The 21,850-nt window shown below is 63.7% G+C and carries 18 protein-coding genes; 7 read left to right on the top strand and 11 right to left on the bottom strand.

Annotated features, from left to right (window positions below):
* A complete protein-coding gene (locus ISG32_RS06095; RefSeq protein WP_194770109.1) occupies window positions 1-1,020 on the top strand; it encodes a bile acid:sodium symporter family protein in 1,020 nt (339 codons plus the stop codon).
* Window positions 1,021-1,607: 587 nt separating this feature from the next.
* Here the strand turns inward: ISG32_RS06095 and ISG32_RS06090 are convergent.
* Window positions 1,608-3,326 carry a Na/Pi cotransporter family protein gene (locus ISG32_RS06090; RefSeq protein WP_194770108.1) on the bottom strand — a complete coding sequence of 573 codons (1,719 nt, stop codon included), beginning with the start codon at window positions 3,324-3,326 and terminating at the stop codon, window positions 1,608-1,610.
* A gap of 275 nt (window positions 3,327-3,601) precedes the next feature.
* Here ISG32_RS06090 and ISG32_RS06085 point away from each other — a divergent pair, with 275 nt between their 5' ends.
* The 4 genes from ISG32_RS06085 to ISG32_RS06070 all read left to right on the top strand — a co-directional run bounded on the left by ISG32_RS06085 (window position 3,602) and on the right by ISG32_RS06070 (window position 8,176).
* Window positions 3,602-5,011 (top strand): amidohydrolase, encoded by a 1,410-nt coding sequence (locus ISG32_RS06085; protein ID WP_194770107.1) that lies wholly within the window; start codon window positions 3,602-3,604, stop codon window positions 5,009-5,011.
* Between the two features lie 272 nt (window positions 5,012-5,283).
* Entirely contained in the window at window positions 5,284-6,219 is a 936-nt protein-coding gene (locus ISG32_RS06080) for an ABC transporter ATP-binding protein (protein WP_194770106.1), read from the top strand.
* Entirely contained in the window at window positions 6,216-7,082 is an 867-nt protein-coding gene (locus ISG32_RS06075) for an ABC transporter permease (protein WP_194770105.1), read from the top strand. The genes ISG32_RS06080 and ISG32_RS06075 overlap by 4 nt, the downstream gene beginning before the upstream one ends.
* Window positions 7,083-7,117: 35 nt before the next feature.
* Window positions 7,118-8,176 (top strand): ABC transporter substrate-binding protein, encoded by a 1,059-nt coding sequence (locus tag ISG32_RS06070; protein ID WP_194770104.1) that lies wholly within the window; start codon window positions 7,118-7,120, stop codon window positions 8,174-8,176.
* A gap of 2 nt (window positions 8,177-8,178) precedes the next feature.
* On the opposite strand, the gene ISG32_RS06065 is transcribed toward ISG32_RS06070, so the two are convergent.
* Genes ISG32_RS06065 through ISG32_RS06040 form a run of 6 tightly spaced genes read right to left on the bottom strand, consistent with a single transcriptional unit; the run spans window position 8,179 to window position 13,805 of the window.
* Complete coding sequence (locus ISG32_RS06065) at window positions 8,179-9,027, bottom strand: phosphodiesterase (protein WP_194770103.1); 849 nt, start codon at window positions 9,025-9,027, stop codon at window positions 8,179-8,181.
* Complete coding sequence (locus tag ISG32_RS06060) at window positions 9,024-10,085, bottom strand: ABC transporter ATP-binding protein (RefSeq protein WP_194770102.1); 1,062 nt, start codon at window positions 10,083-10,085, stop codon at window positions 9,024-9,026. Before ISG32_RS06060 ends, ISG32_RS06065 begins: the two co-directional genes overlap by 4 nt.
* The gene (locus ISG32_RS06055; protein ID WP_194770101.1) at window positions 10,075-10,872 is read right to left on the bottom strand and encodes an ABC transporter permease; all 798 of its coding nucleotides are present in this window, start codon (window positions 10,870-10,872) and stop codon (window positions 10,075-10,077) included. Before ISG32_RS06055 ends, ISG32_RS06060 begins: the two co-directional genes overlap by 11 nt.
* 16 nt (window positions 10,873-10,888) lie before the next feature.
* Window positions 10,889-11,704, bottom strand: coding sequence for an ABC transporter permease (locus ISG32_RS06050; RefSeq protein ID WP_194770100.1), 816 nt, complete (start codon window positions 11,702-11,704; stop codon window positions 10,889-10,891).
* 18 nt (window positions 11,705-11,722) lie between these two features.
* On the bottom strand, window positions 11,723-12,733 hold the full coding sequence (locus tag ISG32_RS06045) for an ABC transporter substrate-binding protein (RefSeq protein WP_194770099.1): 1,011 nt from the start codon (window positions 12,731-12,733) through the stop codon (window positions 11,723-11,725).
* Window positions 12,734-12,785: 52 nt separating this feature from the next.
* Window positions 12,786-13,805 carry a LacI family DNA-binding transcriptional regulator gene (locus tag ISG32_RS06040; protein WP_194770098.1) on the bottom strand — a complete coding sequence of 340 codons (1,020 nt, stop codon included), beginning with the start codon at window positions 13,803-13,805 and terminating at the stop codon, window positions 12,786-12,788.
* Between the two features lie 272 nt (window positions 13,806-14,077).
* Here ISG32_RS06040 and ISG32_RS06035 point away from each other — a divergent pair, with 272 nt between their 5' ends.
* Entirely contained in the window at window positions 14,078-14,557 is a 480-nt protein-coding gene (locus tag ISG32_RS06035) for a VOC family protein (RefSeq protein WP_194770097.1), read from the top strand.
* Window positions 14,558-14,570: 13 nt separating this feature from the next.
* On the opposite strand, the gene ISG32_RS06030 is transcribed toward ISG32_RS06035, so the two are convergent.
* From ISG32_RS06030 to ISG32_RS06015, 4 genes are all read right to left on the bottom strand, one after another.
* Window positions 14,571-15,575 (bottom strand): Bug family tripartite tricarboxylate transporter substrate binding protein, encoded by a 1,005-nt coding sequence (locus ISG32_RS06030; RefSeq protein ID WP_194770096.1) that lies wholly within the window; start codon window positions 15,573-15,575, stop codon window positions 14,571-14,573.
* 65 nt (window positions 15,576-15,640) lie between these two features.
* On the bottom strand, window positions 15,641-16,192 hold the full coding sequence (locus tag ISG32_RS06025; RefSeq protein WP_194770095.1) for a GNAT family N-acetyltransferase: 552 nt from the start codon (window positions 16,190-16,192) through the stop codon (window positions 15,641-15,643).
* Between the two features lie 22 nt (window positions 16,193-16,214).
* A complete protein-coding gene (locus ISG32_RS06020) occupies window positions 16,215-16,538 on the bottom strand; it encodes a hypothetical protein (protein WP_194770094.1) in 324 nt (107 codons plus the stop codon).
* 70 nt (window positions 16,539-16,608) lie between these two features.
* Window positions 16,609-17,631: an SDH family Clp fold serine proteinase gene (locus ISG32_RS06015; RefSeq protein ID WP_194770093.1), complete on the bottom strand. Its 1,023-nt coding sequence runs from the start codon at window positions 17,629-17,631 to the stop codon at window positions 16,609-16,611.
* Window positions 17,632-17,892: 261 nt separating this feature from the next.
* Here ISG32_RS06015 and ISG32_RS06010 point away from each other — a divergent pair, with 261 nt between their 5' ends.
* Window positions 17,893-21,831: a WG repeat-containing protein gene (locus ISG32_RS06010; protein WP_194770092.1), complete on the top strand. Its 3,939-nt coding sequence runs from the start codon at window positions 17,893-17,895 to the stop codon at window positions 21,829-21,831.
* The last annotated feature ends 19 nt before the right edge of the window (window positions 21,832-21,850 follow it).

The following is a 21,850-nucleotide window of genomic DNA, read 5'->3' as shown; positions in this document are numbered from 1 at the left end:
ATGGCTCGCTCCCGCTTCCTTCCCGACAACTTCACGCTGATGCTCATCACCACGGTGGCATTGGCGAGCTTCGCGCCCGTCTCCGGACAGGTGGCCCATTTCTTTGAGGGCGTCACCACGGCAGCCGTCGCGCTGCTGTTCTTCCTGCACGGAGCCAAACTCTCGCGCGAGGCGATTCTTGCGGGCATCGGCCACTGGCGGCTGCACCTGCTGGTGTTCGCCACCACCTTCATCCTGTTTCCCATCGTCGGCGTGGGGCTGCGCCCGGTCCTCGAACCGCTGGTCACGCCACAGCTCTACACTGGCGTGCTGTACCTCTGCGTGCTGCCCGCCACCGTGCAATCGGCGATCGCCTTCACCGCCATGGCCCGCGGCAACATGCCCGCCGCGATCTGCAGCGCGTCGGCCTCGACGCTGCTCGGCATCGTCGTCACCCCGCTGCTCGTGAAGATCGTCCTGCCGCAGGCCGGCGAGGCGCACCACGATGCGCTCGACAGCATCGGCAAGATCATGCTGCAACTGTTGCTGCCCTTCATCGCCGGCCACCTGCTGCGCCCCTGGATCGGAGACTTCGTGAAGAAGCACGCCAAGGTGCTGAAGGTCGTCGACCAAGGCTCCATCCTGCTCGTGGTCTTCACCGCATTCAGCGCGGCCGTGGTCGCGGGCATCTGGCGCCAGCTCCCCTTGACCGCACTGCTCGGACTGCTCCTGGTGAGCGCGATCATTCTGGCCATCGTGCTGCTGTTCACCACGTTCATCTCGCGCAAGCTCGGTTTTGACAAGGAAGACGAAATCACGATCGTCTTCTGCGGCTCCAAGAAGAGCCTGATCAGCGGCGTTCCGATGGCGAAGGTGATCTTTCCTTCTGCGGATGCGGGCCTGATCGTGTTGCCGTTGATGATCTTTCATCAACTCCAGTTGATGGTGTGTGCGGTGTTGGCGCAGCGGTATGCGCGGCGGCCTGAGGAGGCTGAGTCCTCTGCGCAGGCTGCTGGAGTGGCGCCTGTTGCCAAGGGGTGACTTTGGTTTGTTCGTTCGTTTGTTTGTTTTTTTGAGGGCGGAGGCCGGGAGTTCCGCCCGGCGGCGGAGTCACTTTTTGCTTGCGCGCAAAAAGTAACCCAAAACGCGCTTTTCAATACCCGCGGCAGAACTCGCTTTGCGCTGCGCGCGCCGCTCGGGCAACCGCCGCGAGCTAGTGCTTAACCAAGAGGTGTGTTCGGCACATCGCTGCGCTCGTGCCGAACATCTCGCGACTTCGCGAGATGCTGGGGCATCAGCGCTGCGGGATTGTTGATTTGCTTGCGGGATCAGCGTCACTCAAAAGAGCAGTGGGCGTCTGCCCCTCAACCCAACTTTGCAAGCACCCCGGCACGAGCGAAGCAACGTGCCGCAAACACCTCTTCTAGACTGATTTCCGGCGGTTGTCCGAGCGGCGCGCGCAGCGCAAAGCGAGTTCCGCCGGAGGACTTCAAAGCGCGCTTTTGGTGACTTTTCGCGCGCAAGCGACAAGTTACTCGCCCGCCGGGGCGAGACCCGGCCTTCGCCCTCAACGCCACAGCAGAAGCACAAACACAAACACAAACACAAGCAATAGAGGAACAGCCCCCTCAAGCATTGCTGTGCTCAACGCCAGCCCCCCCACCCGCCGCATGCGACGCGCCACTCGGTGCAGCATTGGCAGCCGCCTCGTTGATCGCCTTCACCCGGCTGGGAACCAATTCCCCGGCCGACTCCAGAATCGGATAGGCAATCGAGCAGATCAGCGAATTGATCCGCTTGAGATCGCTGATCAGATCGATGTGCAGCGAGCTCGTCTCGATGCTCTGCATGGTGTTTTCGGACAACCTGGCCAGATGGGTCGTGGAGTACGTGCGCTCCAGATCCCGGAAGCGCACCTTCTCTTCGAGCAGCCGCTTGGCGTCGCGCACGTTGCCGTTCAGGAACACGCTCATGCCGAGCCGCAGGTTGCTGACCAGGCGGCCGTGCAGTTCGGTGATTTCGGCCATGCCGGCTTCGGAGAACTTGCGGCCCTTCTTGATCTTCTTGTCTTCGATGTCGATGATCACGCGCTCGATGATGTCGCCGATCTGCTCCATGTTGATGGTGAAGCTGATGATGTCGGCCCAGCGCTTGCTTTCCTCTTCGCCGAGGGCCTCGCGCGAGATCTTGGTGAGGTAGTACTTGATGGCGGAGTAGAGCTGGTCAACTTCATCGTCCATCTTGCGGATGCGCTCGGCCTGCTGTTCGTCGTTCTTTTGGATCACGTCGAGCATGCCGGTGAGCATGGTCTCCACCACGTCGGCCTGATAGAGGGCCTCGCGGGCGGCGCAGGAGATGGCCAGAGATGGGGTGGAGAGCGCGGACGGGTCGAGGTGATGCGGGCGGCGCGGCTTGTCTTCCACGGGCTTGGGCATCAACTTGGTCATGAGCTCGGCGACCCACTGGGTGAAGCCGATGAAGCCGACGCTGATGATGATGTTGTAGGCCAGATGGAACAGCACGACGCTCTGCGCGGCATTGGGGAGCAGCGGCTGCACGTACTTCATCCATGCGCCGATGAAGGGCGTCATGATGATCACGCCGAGCACCTTGAAGACCATGTTGCCGACGGTGACCTGGCGCACTTCGACGGCGGATTTGGCGGTGGTCATCACGGCCAGCAGGCCACTGCCGAGGTTGGCGCCGAGCACGAGTCCGAGGGCCACGTCGAGCGGCACCACGTTCGATGCCGCCATGGCCGAGATCAGCAGCACGATGGCCAGGCTGGAATAGGCCACCACGGCCAGCACGCAGCCCATCACCAGTTCCATGAAGATGTCGCTGCTGATGGAGTTCAGCATGGCCTTGATGATGGGAGACGCGAGCATCGGCTCGCTGGCCTGCACCACCATCTCGAGCGCGAGCAGCATCAGGCCGAGGCCGATGAGCACCCGGCCGACGCGGCCGGCGGTGCTGGCCTGGCGGGTGACGAACAGGATCACGCCGACCAGAATGAACACGGGCGAGAGCCAGGACAGATCGACGGAAAACAGCACCGACATGAGCGCGGTGCCGACATCCGCGCCCCGCATCACGGCGAGCGCGGCCGGCAGGGCGATGAGGCCCTGTCCGACGAAGGACGAGGTCATCAGCGACGTGGCGGTGCTCGACTGCACCAGCGCGGTGACGCCCATGCCGGAGAGCGCAGCCGTGAACCGGTTGCCCATGCTGCGGGCAAGAAGGGATCGGAGATTGGCCCCGAAGACGCGCAGCACGCCGGTTCGTACCAGGTGGCTTCCCCACACGAGTAACGCGATGGCGGCTAAGAGATTCAACAAATGCTTCACTGTCGCTCAAGTCTACATGTATGTGACAGTTGTGTGTCGCTGCGTGGATTTAGGGCTGTCCGCAGTTGATTTTTGCGTGGTTAAGCGTATGGAGGCCGAAGTGGGAGCTTGCTCAGGCCTCCGTGGAATCCTCGTTCAAAGCACGCAAGGATGCTTTTGGGAAGTGAGAGCACACCTACAATCAAACGTCGTCACGGAGCCCGTTGACGCTGCCGCGACCAGCGGTGGACACCGGGGCTGTGGCAGCGCAAATTCAGCATTTTTGGAGACACTTCATGACCCAGAGCGACCGCAAGTCCTCTCGCAAGCACAAGGCCATCCAGCGCGCGGCGCTGGCGGCGTTCACCACCCTGGCTCTGGCGGCTGGCGCACAGGCGCAGCAAGCGCCGCAGGCCGCGTTGGCCGCCATCCAGAGCGCGCAGGCACAGACGCTGCACGCGCAGATCGACCAGCGTGCCAAGGCCATCGAGCAGCAGCTCATCGCATGGCGCCGCGACATTCATCAGCACCCCGAACTCGGCAATCTTGAAACGCGCACGGCGGCGCTGGTCGCGGAGCACCTGCGCAAGCTCGGCATGGAGGTGAAGACCGGCGTGGCCGTGACCGGCGTGGTCGGCCTGCTCAAGGGCGGCAAGCCCGGCCCGGTGGTGGCGCTGCGTGCCGACATGGATGCGCTGCCGGTGAAGGAGCAGAACGAACTGCCGTTCGCATCGAAGGCCAAGAGCCAGTACCTCGGCAAGGAAGTGGACGTGATGCACGCCTGCGGCCACGACACCCACGTCGCCATGCTGATGGCGACCGCCGAAGTGCTGGCCGGCATGAAGGCGCAGTTGCCCGGCAGCGTGAAGTTCATCTTCCAGCCCGCCGAGGAATCTCCCGCGACCTTCGAGCCCGACGGCGAGAAGATCTGGGGCGCCAAGCAGATGGTCAAGGAAGGCGTGATGCAGAACCCCAAGGTCGACGCGGTTTTCGGCCTGCATGTCTCGAGCGCCTATCCCGCCGGCTACATCGCGTGGCGTCCGGGCCCGGCCATGTCGTCGGCGGACCAGTTCTGGATCGACGTGACCGGCAAGCAGACGCACGGCGCACGTCCGTGGTCAGGCGTCGATCCGATCGTCGCGAGCGCGCAGATCATCACCGGCATCCAGACCATCATCAGCCGCCAGGCCAACATCGGCATGGAGCCCGCCGTGGTCACCGTGGGTGCGATCAACGGCGGCAACCGCATGAACATCATTCCCGACAAGGTGTCGATGATCGGCACCATCCGCACGTATGACGAGGGCATGAAGAAGGACATCCACAAGCGCCTGGCCACCACGGCCGAGCACATCGCTGAAAGCTCGGGCGCCAAGGCCAAGGTGCGGGTCGTCGAACTCTACAACGCGGTGGTCAACCCCGCCGACCTCGTCGCGCAGATGGGCCCCACGCTGGAGCGCGTCGCCGGCAAGGGCAACTACGGCGTGCAGCCCAAGTCCGCGGCCTCGGAAGACTTCTCGTTCTACCAGCAGGAAGCGCCGGGCATGTTCTTCTACCTCGGCGTCACGCCCAAGGACAAGGACCCCAACACCGCGCCCAACAACCACTCCCCGCTGTTCTTCGCGGACGAGTCGTCGATGATCTACGGCGTGCGTGCGCTGTCGAACATGGCGGTGGACTACATGCTGGCGGCGCAGAAGAACTGATCCGGCCGCTTCGGCGATCGTTGAAGCGGAATCGACAAGGCCCTTTGCGCAAGCAGAGGGCCTTTTTTGTAGGACTGCGCCGCGCGACTGTTCCTCAGCACTTGTCGGATCGTCTCGAACGCAAGCGTTGACCCGCAATTTCGGACGAATGGGTAAGTGTCAGGAAAGTGAGGTTACGCGCTTTTCGGCATCGCGTCTTAGTCTTCATTGCATGGATTTTTCGTGTCTCAAGCGCGGAGAAACCTACCTCAACTCAACGGAGACACACCACCATGTCCGTATTGCAAGTCGATCGCCCGTTGCCTGGTCGAGTCACGCCGACGTTCGCGCCACAGCAGCCCCACATCGCCGAGAGGTCGCCGCCGAACACGGCGCGGATCGATGCGATCAAGCCGATACCTCGTGATCCTTCAGCCGTGGTTCCGCAGATCAGTGCGCGCCAACTCGGCAAGGAGTTCATCAGCCGGGGCAGCCGCGTCACAGCGCTGTCCGACGTGACGCTCGACATCTACCAAGGCCAGTTCTGCTGCATTGTCGGACCATCGGGCTGCGGCAAATCCACACTGTTGCGCATCATCGCGGGGCTCGAAACCCACACCAGCGGCGAGCTCGAACTGGCGCACTTTGACCGCAGCAAGCCGCTGCACTCCATGGTGTTCCAGGAGCAGTCCGTCTTTCCCTGGATGACGGTGGAAAAGAACGTCGAGTACGGGCTGCGCATGCGCGGCGTGCCGCGTGCCGAGCGCAACGAGGTGGTCTCGCACTACATCGACAAGGTGGGCCTCACGGCGTTCAGACAGGCCTATCCGCACCAGCTCTCGGGCGGCATGAAGCAGCGCGTGTCCATCGCGAGAGCGTTTGCCAACGACCCCGAAATTCTGTTGATGGATGAGCCCTTTGCCGCGTTGGACGAGCAGAACAAGGCCATCCTGCAGGAGGAACTCCTGCGCATCTGGGAGGAGTCCAGAAAGACCGTGCTGTTCATCACGCATTCGATTGATGAGGCATTGGTCCTCAGCGATCGCGCGCTCGTGATGACATCACGCCCCGGCACGCTCAAGGCAGACATCGAGGTGACATTGGCTCGCCCGCGTGGAGCCTACGAAGTGCGTGCCAGCGAAGGCTACGGCGCGCTCAGCGCCCGCCTGTGGGCCGAGCTGCGCGAGGAGGTGCTCGGCAGCCGCCAGACCAAGGAGACAATTGCATGACTGCTACCGCCATTTCGAATGTCGAACAACAGGGTTCGGCTCCGTCCATTGAATACCGTGCGCCGACCCCGCTGCGCGATGTGGGCCTTGTTTCTCCGCGTGCCAAGGAGCGCATCGCCGCCATCGTCGCGCCGCTTGCGCTGTTGGCGCTGTGGGAGCTGGCCGTACGCAGCGGCGCACTTGACGTGCGCTTCTTCCCGGCGCCTTCGCAGATCGTTCAGACCTTCTACGCGATGACGTTTTCCGCGCAATGGGATCAGTCGCTCGGTCATCACCTGCTGGTCAGTCTCTCGCGTGCGCTGATCGGATTTCTGTTCGGGGCCATTCCTGCGGTGATGCTCGGCGCGGTCATGGGGCTGGTTCCCATCGTGCGTGCTGCCTTGCAGCCCGTGGTGGGCGCGCTGTTTCCCATTCCCAAAGTGGCGATCCTGCCGCTGCTGATGCTGATCTTCGGCATCGGTGAGGAATCGAAGTGGGCCATCATCGCCGTCGGCGTGTTCTTCCAGGTCCTGATCGCCACGTCGGCCGGCGTGGCCAACATCGACAAGATCTATCTGGATGTGGGCCAGAACTTTCGCGCCGGTCGTCTGAACCGCTATCTGACCATCGCATTGCCGGGTGCGCTGCCGGTGATCTTCGCCGGTCTGCGGCTGGGATGGGGTTCGGCGCTTCTGCTGCTGGTGACGGCCGAGATGGTGTCGAGCCAATCGGGCATCGGCTTCGTGATCTGGCGTGCATGGCAGCTGCTGACGGTGGAGGACATGTATGTCGGCCTCATCGTCATATCGATCGTGGGGATGTGCTCCTTCGCGCTGCTGGATGCCATCGAGCGTCGTCTGTTGCCATGGAAGTCCCGCAGCTGAGCGGATCCGCATTGCACTTCAGAAAGCCATTCACCATGTCTCAACAGATTCACCTCTCTCGCCGAAGCCTTCTTGCGGCCTCGGCTGGCGCCGTGCTCGTTCCCATCGCATCGGGCATTCCACAATCGGTCTTTGCACAGAAGGCACCGGCGCGCACGCCGATGAATCCACCCGTCAAACTGCGCGTGGGCATCATTGCCGCGATGTTTGATGCCGTCTCGCTGATCGCCGTCGAGAAAGGCTACTTCCGTGCCGAGGGGCTGGACGTCGAAGTGCGGGCCTTCCCGGGTTCGGGAGACGCCGCGCAGGCGCTTGCCATCGGAGCGCTCGACGTGTTGGCCAGCGGGCCGAACCCCATGATCTTCAACTCGCGCCAGCGCAACATCGACCTCACGATCGTCGCCAGCGCGGGGCAGCACTCGCCGGGCCATGGCTCGATCAGCCTGGTGCTGCGCCGGGATCTGGTGGAGTCGGGGCGCTACAAGACGCCCGCTGACATCAAAGGCATGAAGATCGCCTCCGGCCTTGCCGCACCCAGCAGCTGGTTCGTGTCGGAGCTGGCGCGCAAGCATGGAGTGAGCGAGAAATCTTTCGAGATCGTGCAATTGGGTTTGCCCAATGTCGTTGCGGGCATGGGCAACAAATCCATCGACGGTGGCTGCATCAACGAGCCGCACGCCACGCAGGTGCTCAAGCGCATCAACGGCGTGCGCGTGATGTCGATGGATCAGTTCAAACCCAATTTTCCAAACGGCTATCTGGTCTATGCGGCCAGCCTCACGCGCCGCAATCCCGAAGCGGGCACCCGTTACATGGTGGCTTACCTGCGCGCGCTGCGCGACTATCGCAACGCGTTCATCGACGGCGGCAGCGGCAAGGCCGAGCTTCTCACGATCCTCAAGAAGTACAACATGGAGGTGGTGTCCGAGACCCCCATGCTGGACTTTCCCGCCGATGCCGCGCCTTCCTATGTCGGCCTCGATGAGCTGATCGACTGGCATCTGCGCATGGGCAACATCCGGGCCCAGCCGGATCTGGCGGCACTCAAGGACGACAGTTTCAGGCAGCGGGCGTTGGCGATGCTGACAAGCTGACCTCAGTCGATCAGCTTGCCCCCTTCATGAAACGGAAACGGCCCCTCGAACGCGCCGCTGGCCGCGAGATGCGATACCAGACGGCCGCCTTGGGGCAGTGCATGCAGGGCGTAGGACGGTGGTTCCAGCGTCCAGGCCGAGGCGGCGTTGGGGGCCAGATCGAGGCACACCTGATGCGCCGGTGACGGCACAGTGGATGCGATGGTGCCGCCGAAGCGCACCTGGATGCTGCGGTGCAGATGCCCGCAGATCACGCGCTCCACGTTAGGGAAACGGGCGACGATGGCCTCGAGTTCGGCGGCTCCGGTGAGCAGGCCGATCTTGTCCATGTGGCCGATCAGGGTCTGGAAGGGCGGGTGGTGCATGGCGATCACCACGGGCCTGTGGCGTTGCTTTTCCAGTTCCGCTTCGAGCCATGCGAGGCGTTGGCTGCACAGCGTGCCGTGGCTCTCGCCGGGGGTGACGGTGTCGAGCGTGATGAGCTGCAGCGCCCCGACGGGCACGCTGTATTGCACGAATCCGTCGGTGCCGAGGTACGCATGCGTCGGAAAGCTCGCGCGCAGTTGCTGGCGGTCGTCGTGGTTGCCGGGCAGCAGATAGAGCGGCACATCGCCGAGCGGCGCGAGCAGTGATTGCAGGTGCTCGTATTCGGCGGCGCGGCCGAAGTCCGTGAGGTCGCCGGTGATGACGATGGCATCGGGGCGCTGGGGCTGGTGCAGGATGGTCTGCACGGCCTGCGCGAGGTAGGGCGCGGTGTTGATGCGGCCGTAGGCGAGCTTGCCCGGCTCGCGGATGTGCGGGTCGGAGAGCTGCAGCAGCAGGGTCATCCCGTCATTGCTTCTGGTGTTCATGGCGCTTCGTCCTCCATCATGTGCATCAGGTGTTGGGGCGCGATGCGGATGCCGACCATCTCGCCTTCGCGCGCCGCGTGATCGCGACTCACGTCAGCCAGCAGTGTGCCCTGTCCGGCGACGTTCAGCGTGAGCTGTATGCGGTCGCCGAGAAAATTTCTGCGCAGCACCTCGGCGCGACCCCAGCCGGATTCGGCCTGGCCGATCTGGATGTCCTCGGGGCGCACGAGAACCGATGCCCGTGCCGCATGTGTCGTGTGGGCTGCAGGGCCGGCGAGCGTGATGCCGCCGAGCTCCAGCAGGCCGCCGTCGTTGCTGGCGAGCTTGTTGACCCGGCCGAGGAAAGAGGCGACGAAGGGGTGCGTCGGCGTGCGGTACAGCGATTCGCCATCGCCGATCTGCACGATGCGGCCCGCGCGCATCACAGCGAGTCGGTCGGCGATCGCGAGCGCTTCCTGTTGATCGTGGGTGACATGCACGGCCGTGATGTGCAGGCGGCGCAGCAGCTCGGCGAGCTCGTCGCGCAGCGATTCCTTGAGCTTGGCGTCCAGCGCGGTGAGTGGCTCGTCCAGCAGCAGCACGCGCGGCTTGGCGGCCACGGCGCGCGCGAGAGCCACGCGCTGGCGCTGGCCGCCCGAGAGCTCGGCGGGGCGCTTCTTTTCAAGGCCGTTCAGGCGCACGAGGTCGACGAGTTCACCGACGATGCGCTGGCGTTCTGCTTCCGGCGTTCCCCGGATCTTGAGGCCGTAGCCGATGTTGGCCTGCACCGTCATCTGCGGGAACAGCGCGTAGTGCTGGAACACCATGCCGACGTTGCGGTGCTCGATCGGCGTGTGCGTCACGTCGGTCGCGCCGAAGCGGATGACGCTCCCCGCATCGGGCGATTCGAGTCCGGCGATCAGACGCAGGAGCGTGGTCTTGCCGCAGCCCGAGGGGCCAAGCAGCGCGAGCACTTCGCCGGGCTCCACGGTCAGCGTGGTGGGTTGCAGGCCGCGTGTTCCGTCGGCGTAGGTTTTGGCGCAGTCGATGATGTCGATGCGCGTGCGTTCAATTTCCATGATGTTTTCCGATCAGGGTGCCGATGGTCTGCAGTGCCCAGAGCACCGGCAGGATCACCACCAGAAAGACCAGCGTGTAGGCCGATCCGATCTCGATGCGCATGGATGCGTAGCTGTCCGCCAGACCCACGGGCAGGGTGCGCGTGAGCGGCGTGTGAAGCATCCATGTGAGGTTGAATTCGCCGACGGAGAGCGTGAACACCATCAGGCTGCCGGCGATGATGGCGGGAAGCACTGCGGGCACGAGCACGCCGAGAAAGCGCTGGGAAAAACTCGCGCCGAGCGAACGTGCAGCTTCTTCGAGCGCGAGCAGTTCGTGCTTTTGCAGCGCCGACGACACGGTGCGCACCATGAAAGGCAGCGTGAACACCATGTGCCCGACGAGGATGAACGCGAAGCTCTGGCGAAAGCCCTGCAGCGTGCCGTAGGCGAGAATCAGCGCGAGCGCGCTCGCCAGACCCGGTACGGCCACCGGCAGCGTGAGCAGCTCCTCGAACAGCCGCGCCCAGCGCGACTGGGTGCGCGCCAGCATGTAGGCGCAGGGCACGCCGATCAGCAGGTTGCCGACGACGCACATCGCCGCAATCGCGAGCGACCAGGCGACGGTGTTGCCGTAGGTGTCCCAGACCTCGAACAGCCAGCGCATGGTGAGACCGCTCTTGAGACCGGCGCTGTAGTTGTTGACGAGGCCGGCCATCACCGACAGGGCGATGGGGGCGAGCATGAACACTGCGACCAGCGCGGTCAGCAGCATCAGTGAAAGCGGGGCTTGTCTTGCATTTCTCATGATGGACGTGGCCCCTTCAGATGGCGGCGCTGCCGGAGACGCGACGCGAGATCCACAGCACGGCCCAGGTGATCACGCCGAGCGCGATCGACAGGCTGGCCGCGAGCGCGAAGTTGGCGTAGTTGGTGAACTCGTTGTAGATGGTGATCGGCAGCACCTCGAACTTGGCGGACAGCGTGAACGCCGTGCCGAACGCGCCCATGGCGGTGGCGAACACGATGGCGCCGCAGGCGAGCGTGGTGGGCGCGAGTTCGGGAATCCACACGTCGCGCGCCACGTTCCAGCGCGATGCGCCCATGGAGCGCGCGGCCTCTTCAAGCTGGGCGTCCATGGCCTCGGCCGCTGCGGTATAGGTGGCGATGGCGCGCGGAAGCGAAAAGTACAAATACGCGAGGAACAGCCCGAGCAGTCCATAAGCGAAGGTGACGCGGCCCCAGCCCAGCGAGTGGGTGATGTCGGCGAGCACGCCTTGCCTGCCGCCCAGCAATATCATGAAGAAGCCGATGATCACGCCGGGAAACGACAGTGGCAGCGTGAGCAGCGACAGCAGCAGCTGCCTGCCGCGAAAGCGCTGGCGCGCGAGCGTGATGCCCACGAGCGCGCCGATCACCAGCGTGGCGAGGGTGACGGCGAGCGACAGGCCGAGCGTCTGCAGCAGACTCTGCAGGTAACGGCCGTTGGTGAGAACGACGAAATAACTGGCGAGGCCTTTTTCTGCAGGCAGTGCGAGCAGTCGCACCACCGGCAGCAGCCAGAACGCCGCGAAGAACGCCGCAGCCGGGGCCGCGCAGGCGGCCAGCAGCGTGCGTGAGGGACGGAATCCGGATGGCATGAAACTGCAGTGCCGTCCTTACTGGACGTCTTTCAGATAGCGATCGGAAAACGCTTTCTGAGCGGTGGCCATCTTGCCGTAGTCCACGGTCTTGGCGCGCGCGTATTCGCTCGCGGGCAGGAAGCGGGCCTGAATGTCCTTGGGCATCGCGATGTTGCGCACCGGGCGCAGATAGGCGTTCGCCCAGATGGTCTGGCCTTCGTCGGAGAGCACGAAGTCCAGCACCTTTTTCGCGTCCGCCGCGTGCGGCGCCTTGTTCACCAGACTCATCACGTAGGGGACGACCACCGAGCCTTCCGCGGGGATCACGAATTCGACGTTGGCCTTGTCCTTGTACTTGGCACGGTAGGCGTTGAAGTCGTAGTCGAGCAGGATGGCGATTTCGCCCGAGAGCACGCGCGCGTAGGCGGTCTGTTTCGGAACGATCGGGTCGTTCTTCTTGAGCTGCTTGAAGTAGTCGATGCCGGGACCGAAGTTCTCGAGCGTGCCGCCGCGCGCCTGGTTGACGGCGACCGCTCCCACGTAGCCGACGAAGGCCGATGCCGGATCGAGGTAACCGATGAGGCCCTTGTAGTCGGGCTTGAGCAGATCGGCCCACGACTTGGGCACGGGCTTGCCGCCGAGCGCATCGACGTTGACCATGAACCCCATCGTGCCGGAGTGGATCGCGAACCAGTGGCCCGCCGGGTCCTTGAGGCCATCGGGAATGTCGGCGAACTGCGCGGGCTTGTAAGGCTGGACCACGCCGTCCTTCATCGCCTGGTAGGCGAAGGTCACGCCCACGTAGGTCATGTCCGCCACGGGGCTGGCCTTTTCGGCGACGAGCTGGGCCAGCGACTGACCGGAATTCTTGTTGTCGGGCGGAACGGTCACGCCGGTCTTGGCTTTGATGGCCTTGATCTGCGTGCCCCAGTCGGCCCATTCAGTCGGGCAGTTGTAGCAGATGGCGGTCTGCGCGAACGCGCTGCTAGCGACGAGACCGAGTGCCAGCGCGGTGACGCGCGTGAGTTGCTGGATGCGGTGTTTCATGGAGTGGTGCCCTCTGGTGTGGTTTGGGAAAGTGTGTGGATGAAAGAACGGATCAAACGGATGGTGTCCGGCGCGCCGCCGCACACGATTCACCCGCTCGAAAGCGGTGCGCGAGCGTGATGCTGGATGCGGCCGACAACGGCGCATCGGCCGCCATGGAGCGCACTAGAAGCTCCACGCTGCGCTGGCCGATTTCGGCGTTCGGCTGCACGATGGTGCTGAGCATCGGCGTCAGGTCTTCGCCAAGCGCGATGCCGTCAAAACCGGTCACGCTGAGCTCCTGGGGCACGCGCAGACCGGCGAGATGCGCCGCACGGATGCAGCGGATCGCGAGCAGGTCGTTGGAGCTGACCAGCGCCGTGGGGCGCTCGGCTGCGCTTTGCCGGCGCAGCAGCGATGCGAGCTCCTGCACGGCGGTTTCGACGAACGGCACCTCGATCAGCGGCATCTCCTGCAGCCCCGCGCGTTGCATGCCTTGTCGGTAGCCGCGATGGCGCTGGCGTGCACGGTCGGAGGCCTGCAGCTGGCCACTGACCATCGCGATGCGCTGATGGCCGAGCGTGCCGAGATGCGCGATCAACTCGGCCACGGCAGCCTCGTTGTGGACCGAGACGCAGGGATGTTTGGCGTGCCGGTTGTAGGCCAGCACGTAGGGCAGGCGAGCCTCGACCAGCCGCTGCAGCGCGCTTGAACGTGCAGGGTTGGAGACCACCAGAATCACCCCGTCCGCATTGCCCGCGAGCAGTGAGTTCACTGCGCGGCTTTCACGCCCGATCTGGTATTCGGTGGTGAATGGCTGCACCGCATAGCCCGCAGCGGCGGCGGTCGATGCGATGCCCTCGAAGCATTCGGCGAACACGGGATTGAGCAGCGTGGGCAGCACCACGCCGATCACCTTGCTGCGCTGGGTGCGCAGCGTGCGGGCGCTCGCGTTGGGCGTGTAGCCGAGCCGGGAAGCAGCCTGCTCCACGCGGGTGCGCGTTTCGGCCGCGACCTTGCCGGGCTCGTTGAGCGCGCGCGACACGGTGGCGACGGATACGCCTGCAGCCTGAGCAACGTCCTGAATGCGCATGGAGCTTCTTCGCCTTCCGATCCATCATTGAAATCATGTAAACGATTACATTGGACCCGCGCAGTATGACGAGGGCGTGACATTCGCGATCAAGGGATTACCCGTTGAATGTCGGCCAAAGATGTGTCGGCATGCAATGGGTTGGACAAGATGAAGCCGATGTGGCCCCGGCGCACGGCAAGAGCCCATGGGGCATGCGCGGTCTACGGCTTGAAGGATTCGCTCATCTCGGGAGAATGGACCGCTTCCTCACACGTTCAGGAGACTCGGACATGATCAGCAAGAACACGGTCTGCCTCTGGTACGAGAAGAGCGCGCTCGACGCCGCGAAGTTCTATGCGCAGACTTTCCCGGACAGCAGTGTGGGCCGAGTGCATCAGGCGCCCGGCGACTATCCGGACGGCGAGCAGGGCGAGGAGCTGCTCGTTGAATTCACCGTCGCGGGCATTCCCTGCGTGGGCCTGAACGGCGGGCCGCACTTCAAACACAACGAGTCGTTCTCGTTCCAGATCGCGACCGAGAATCAGGAAGAGACGGACCGGCTGTGGAACGCCATCGTCGGCAATGGGGGAGAGGAAAGCGAATGCGGCTGGTGCCGCGACCGCTGGGGCATCTCGTGGCAGATCACCCCGCGCATCCTGCTCGAAGCCTTCACCGACCCCGACCGCGCCGCCGCCAAGCGGATGTTCGACGCGATGATGACGATGAAGAAACTCGATATCGCGGTGCTGGAGAAGGCGCGGCGCGGTTGAGGCGTTGCGCGCGTCAGTCGATATGCGCGCCGGAATCCTTGACGACCTTTTTCCAGTAGGCCAGCTCGGCGGGCAGTGAGGCCTTGAAGCTTGCCGGATCGGACGCTACGGGTTCCGCGCCCAGTGCCTTGAGGCGCTCCTGCATCGCGGGTGTCGCGAGCACCTTGGCGACCGCGTCGTGGACCTTGTTGACGATGGGCGCTGGCGTGCCCGCGGGTGCAAAGAGGCCGTACCACGAGGTCACGGCGAGGTCCTTGCCCAGTGGCGGAATCTCGGGCGCGAGCGAGGTGGGCTTGTCTGCGGCCACGCCGAGCACGCGCAGCTTGCCGCTCGCGACGAAGGGCATCACGCCGGGGAAGCTGCCGAAGGTCATTGGCAACTGGCCTGCCACCACGTCGGTCGCGGCGGCGGATGCGCCCTTGTAGGGCACGTGCAGCAGGTCGACGCGCTTTTGCGTCTTGAGCATTTCGCCGAGCAGGTGGTTCAGCGTGCCGTTGCCCGCCGACGCGAATTCGACCTTGCCTGGATGGGCCTTGGCGTAGGCGACGAGTTCGTCGAGATTCTTGGCGGGGAACTTGGGGTTCACCACCAGCAGATAGGGCGCGACCGCGAGCTGCATGACCGGCGTGAAGTCCTTGATCGGATCGAACGGAATGCTGCTGTAGAGCGCCGGGTTGATGGTGTAGGCGCTCTGCGCGGTGACCAGCCAGGTGTGGCCGTCGGGCGTGCTGCGGGCGACCTGGCTGGTGCCGAGGTTGCCGTTGGCACCGGGGCGGTTGTCGACGATGACGGGCTGGCCCAGCGTGCTCTCAAGACCCTGTGCCACCGCACGCGCGATCACGTCGTTGGCACCGCCGGGGGCCTGCGGAACGACGAAGGTGATGGGCTTGGCGGGCCAGTTGCCGGTTGCTGTCTGCGCGAATGCCTGCGGCATGGCGGTGGCGCCTGCAAGCAGCGCGAGCGCGGCGATGGCGATCTGGCGGCGTGGTGAGTTGATGGGGTAAATGGTGTTCTTCATGCTGCGCTCCTGGAGGCTCTTCTCCAATTCAAAGGGAGAAGAATAGCCGAGACCGCCCGTGCCTTTCAGCCGTCCACGGGTTGAGCGGGCGTGGCTTCCAGCATGAGCTGATAGAAGGCCAGATCGAGCCAGCGGCCGAACTTGAAGCCGACTTGCGGCAGGGTGCCCACATGGCGGAAGCCAAGGCGTTCATGCAGCGCGATGCTGCCGCCGTTTGCCGCGTCGATGGCACCGATGAGCGCATGCACCTTGTCGCTTTGGCGGGCCGTCTCGATCAGCGCGTTCATCAGCCGCATGCCGAGACCCTTGCCGCGATGGTCCGAGTGCACGTAGACGGAATGCTCCACCGTGTACTTGTAGGCGGGATAGGCGCGAAACGCCCCCCAGCTCGCAAAGCCCAGCAGCTCGCCGGTCTGCGGATCTTCGATGCCGATGACGGGCTGCGCGTTCTTTTGCTTGGCGTCGAACCACGCGACCATGTTGTCCATGGTGCGCGCCTTGTAGTCGTAGAGCGCGGTGGAGTTTTCGATGGCGTCGTTGAAGATGGCCAGGATGGCTTCGGCGTGCCGCTCGAAACTGCAGGAAACGAATTTCAGTGAAGTGGTGGAGTCTGTCATTTTGGGAAGAGGGAGTGTGGCGTCAGCGGTCCATGTCCTGGCGCGTCTTCGGTGGTTCGCTGGCGTTTCTGCGGCTCTTGCCTGCGCGCCCCGCCTTGCTCCATTCGTAGTCATGGCCGTCGGGCGTCTTGCCGTCTTCCACGGCGCTCACGCCCACGGGGCCCACCATGTCGCGCAGTTCCGAGGACATCACCACATGCGCGTTGTGCGCGTCGGAGCGCAGCACCTGGCATTGCTTGAGCGCCTCGCTCATTTCCCTGTCACTGAAATGCAGGCACTCGGGCCGCCAATCAGGCGTGGCCTCGCTCTGGCCGTGGTTGCGCATGTAGAAGACGACGATGCTCATGGTGTGGAACTGACTGTACGTAAGCCTCCAATGGTATGCCTTTGCGTCACGCCTTTCCCGGTCTGTTCGTTCAGGCCACGTGCAGCAGACCCTTTTTGATGCGTGCGCCTTGCTTGTCGATGTAACGCCAACTGCTGTGGTCGTTGAGGGTGATCCAGCGGCGCTCCTCGGCGCGGTAGAACCAGTCGCGATCCTGCTGGAAATAGACCTGCATGTCCGAGCTTTCCCAGATGTTGACGATCTCGTTGCCGTGAGCGCGGCTTTCGTCGTAGTCCGTCGTGGCCTTCTGCCCCATCTCGCTGTAGAGGCCGCTGAGCTTGAGCAGCAGATGGTTCACGTCGTCGGCAAGACGTTCGGCCTTGAGCCCGATTCTGGCGGCCTCGTCCATGAGGATGGGGTAGCTGTGTGATGGGTACTTGGAGTTGAGCGTGGTGGCGATGCGCTCGGCCACCGCCGCATCTTTGATGTGGTAGCTCAGCAGTTCCTTGCACAGCATGATGGACAGTGATTCCGCGCGGTCCAGTGCGCCGATCACCAGCGGGTGGACATACTGGAACAGCGCCTTGTAGGCGTTGTCGATGGTGTCGCCCTGCTGCTCGCGCCACAGGCGGATGACGCGCTGCAGCTCGTCGAGGCTCACGCTCACGCGGTCGTTGTCGCGGTCCAGCGGCGAGAGCGAATGGTTGAGCGAGGTGTCCACTGCCGTCAGGTAGGCCGTGGGACCCATCAGGATGCGGTCCGCGCCCAGAGCGATCATGGTGGCGGCCGAGGCGCATTCGAGCGGCACCAGCGCGACGAGATTCTTGCAGTGCTGGCGCAGCAGGTTCACGAGCCGGGTCGACACCTGGCCGCTGCCGCCATCCGACTTGAGAAACAGGTACAGCGTGTCGTGATGGCCGACCTTCTTGAGCACTTCGTAGAGCGCGACCACGTCGGAGTGGCAGACCGAGCCGCGCGGATTGTTCCAGTAGGCGACCACCGGGGCCCCCAGCAATGCGGAGACCTGGTTGATCACCGCCTGCGTCTGCTTGAACAGCACGGGCGGCTGCTTGATCTTGATGTCCTGCTTCTTGCTTTCCTGATCGCCGTCCATGAGCGTCCCTTTCTTGGTTTTGTCGATTCTGCGTGATGCCCTTGAGCGCGTAAACACGCTCCGAATTCTCCCGAAATGCACCGCCATTGCAACGGATACGGTCACGCTTTTGATTTTTGGCGATAAACGGCATCCGTTTGCTCTTCTGTGCCGGATGTCGTTCGTTGAATAATTACATCAATGGTAATCTATTGCTTGATAGCAAATTTGGATCAATAGGTGCGTTGTTCGCACCCCGTCTTCATGGAGGGACCTTTCACGATGAACGATTCGTCGAAACCCGCGCAGCCGCCGCGTCTGCTGTGTATTCCGCTGCGTGCGGACAAGTCAGTCCAGCAGATTCTGATCGTCGATGGCGATCGCATTCACCTTCCACTGCACGGGGTGCAGAAGACCCAGGGTTTCACGGCGGATGGGCGGGGCGGCTGGATCGGTGCGGCCAAGGCGCGCAATGGTCTGTGGGGCTATGTCGATGGCAAGGGCCACTGGGTGGTTGAGCCGCAGCTGCAGGACGCGCGTGCGTTTTCGGCAGAGGGGCTGTCGCGATTCAAGCGTGATGATCTTTGGGGCTACATGAATCTGGCGGGCGAGGTGGTGATTGCACCGCAGTTCGCGGAGGCGCATGCCATGAATGGCGGCGTGGCGGCGGTCAAGGTCGACAAGATGCAATGGCGCGTGATCGACGCCAGCGGGCATTTTGTGAGCGACACCGCGTTCATGCATGTCGCTTACTTCGGTGACAACGGGCTGGCGTGTGCCGTGGGGCACGACAAGAACCGCAAGCGCCGCTTTGGCTTTGTGAACCGCAGTGGGCAATGGGCGATCGAGCCGCAGTTTGAATACCAAGGGCATTTCGGTGTGCACGATGTCGCCGTTGTCGGGGCAGGAGGTGACGACAAGACCTACGGCGTCATCAACTCGCGCGGCGAATGGGTGGTGGAGCCGACTTATTACCGTCTGGATGACTTCGACGACAACGGCTATGTCTGGTTCATGAAGGAGCGCGACAGTTATTCCTACTCGTCGTCGTCTTCGTCAGGATACATGGACACCTCGGGGCGCGAGCTGTTCCAGGGATCGAAGCATCTTGGTAAGCGCTTGGCCTGCGGCATCGCGGTCAACAACTACAACGGTGACCGCTACATCCGAATCGATGGTACCGAGCTTCCCACACCGTCTCTTGCCTATGGCGAGGATTTCCGGACCACCGGCGAATTCGCCGTGGCGCGCACTTCGGAACGAGTCGATCCGTCTGGCCGTTGGGGCCTGCTGCACACGGACGGAAGTTTCGTTGCGCCGCCGGAGGATCTGGTGGAACCGCTCACCAATGAAGAGGACTGGATCGTGCCCGCGCAGCCGAAGACGCCGCTTGTGCCCTTCATCGCGCGCGATGGAGCGCAGCTCGCCTGGATCGACCGCGACGCCACGGTCGTCTATCGCGCGGACTATGGCGACGGACGCGTCACGCTGCGCGCCGAAGGCAGTGATCACCCCCTGTGGCAGAGCACGCCGGAGGATGGCGAATGCACAGCCCCGGCGCGCTTTTTCGAGAAACCAGCCGAAGAGTATTTCCAGCGCATCGACAGCCTGCAGGAGGTGGTGCCGCTCGCGCAATCCATGTTGCAGGAGACGGAGGAAAAGCTGCGTGCGCTGGCTGCCAGCGGTGCCGCTCGGGATGCGGAGGATGAAGAAGGGGAGGAAGACGACGATGATGACGATGCCGCAGATTCCGAAGCCGAGGACCGCCGCGCCACCACCGTTCGCCGCCGCATCATGCGCTGCTATGTGGACGAAGAGCACAACGGAACGTATGACTTTCTGAGCGTCAATCAGGGCGCGCTGCTCGACGCGACGCGCGATCAGGTGCTGCAGTTGCTTGGTGCCCGATTCGGCGCGCCCGACAATGATCCCGAGGACGCAGCGCCGCAGCTGTACGGAAGTGAGCTGAGGCCGGGCTGGCCGGTGCCGATGGGTGCGGCATTGCCCGGCGACAGCGGTGCGCTGGCCGAGTCGCGTCAGGTCTGGCTGAGCCTCTACGTGCATTCTGATTCCGGCGATGGTGACATGTGGCATGAACTGTGGCTGCAGACCGCGCCCAGCATGGATGCGCTGCGCGTGGCGCAGGCGGCGCGCGGGGATGGAGATCACGTCGCAGATGAAGTTGATGTGGATGAGTCGGCGGAGGGCATTGACGATGCGGCCGCTGACGAGCCGTCCGAGCTCTCGCCCGACAACCTGCCCACTACGCGGGAGGGCTGGTATGCGGCCGTCGCCACGGGCGGTGGTTATCTCGGCGCGGTGCCTGAGCAATGGCTGGATGACGAGATCGTCGATCACGCGGTGAACGCGCATGTCAGCGAGTTGGAGTGGGCTCCGGCGCGTTTTCAGACACCGGAACGCCTTGAGCGCCTGATACGCCGCAGCGCGGAGGATGCCGCGCAGATCCCCGTCATCTGCATGACTGCCGAGGGCCTGCAGCTGGCCCGCTCGCTGTATGCCGATGACTGGAGCTGGGACCGTGCTGACAAGGAGCATGGCAAGCTGCCGACCAAATGGAACTACGAAAGTCTGCGCAGCGTGTGGGGCGGATTGCTCGAAGAGGAGCGCGTGAAGCAGGCATTGAGAAACCATGCTCCGCTGGGTGATGTGCCGCTTTGGCTGCGCACGGATGCGGTGCAGAAAACGGCGATCAAGGCCAATGCGCAAAACATCCAATACGCATCGCCGCAATTGGTGACGCCCCAGTTGGCAAGCAAGGCGGTGCGCAGCGGTCTTTCGCTTGAGCATGTTCCGAAGGCGCATGTCACGCCCGAACTGTTCGCCGAGGCGATCGAGCGCGAGGGCAATGAGCTCGCGCATGTCCCTTTGGATCAGCGTTCGGTGGAGCTCTGCAAGCTGGCGCTGAAGGGCGATCGCAATGCATTTTTCTACGTGCCCGATGCGCTGAAGCTCGAGGTGACCACGCAACTGGTCGACGAGGATCTGGCCGAGGCCAGCAGCGAAGGCGAGCCACGCGAGCACAGCCGCTGGCATGAGCTGCGCGCCTGGTCGAGGCTGTGGGCGAAAGAATTCGAGGGCGCCATCGCCGATGCTTATCGGGCATTGCCGCATGTCTCCTATGCCCAGAACATGCACTATGTGCTGGCCTGCGCATACCGGGCGATCGGGCGCGACATGGAAGCAGGCGTCGAGGCGTCGAGCGTGCTGTCGTTGCAATCGTCGTATACCCCCGAATGGAACGGCGACGAGGACACGCGCTGGCTGCGCAAGGCTGCACGCACCGTGGGTGCGAATGCGGATGAAGCGACGCTCATCGCACAGGCTCGCAGCCGCCCTTTGAGCCTTGCCGACATGCCGCGCGAGCGCATCACCAACGTCATCGTGGAGGCCGCGCTGGATGCAGACGCGGATGCCATTCGCTACGTGCCGCGCAGGCTGATGACGCCGGAGCGCTACGCACTCGCGTACAAGGAGGGAGCCAAGTCGCTGGAGCAGATTCCTGCCGACATGATGAGCGAAGACATCTACGTTGAATATGTGACTGATCGAGGCTGGCGACTCAAGGAGCTGGAGCCGCAGCTGCGCACGTTGCGGGTCTGCGTGGCGGCGGTGCATGACCGCAGCTCGGCGATCGAGGACGTGCCGGAGGCGCTGCGCGCGCAGGTTCAGGAGGAGGTGGATCGGTTGAAGGCAGCGGAAGGTGGTGATGAGAACGACGGTGATTCCGGCGACTCGTTTTCCGAGCGGACCCGGAACGCGCTGGCGGAGAACTTCATCAACTCCATCGCCAACTCCAGCAGCGGCAAGCCCGAGGGGCTGCGTGGCAAGGCGTCGTTCTGGGCGTTCGTTCTCGACGCCCTCATTTTTGGCAAGGCTAACGACAAGCCCAAAACCATGAACGGGTTCGCTGGAGAGCTGGAGCAGCGTCCCGGCATGCTGCTGATGCTGAACGCCGTGCTGGGCGTCCTCGCGCTGGTCCTGCATGCCGTCGTTACGGTAGCGGTGTGGCGTGCGGAGGGCGTCTGGTGGGGACTGGGCACCGCCATCCTCATGGGGTATTCCGAGGTCTACTGGGCCTGGAAATTCCTGTTCAACGCCCCGATCAGCGTGGGGCTGGGCATCTGCTGCATCGTGGTGATTTTCTATACCTTCGCGTGGCGCTTCTATTTCAAACGGATCTTGAAGACGTTTGCGAAGTGAGGGCGGGCTTGTCTGGAAA

Source organism: Diaphorobacter caeni (assembly GCF_015354245.1).
GTDB classification, from domain to species: Bacteria; Pseudomonadota; Gammaproteobacteria; order Burkholderiales; family Burkholderiaceae_C; genus Diaphorobacter_A; species Diaphorobacter_A caeni.
Note: the sequence above shows the minus strand (reverse complement) of the source record. Positions and strands in the feature narration are given on the sequence as shown.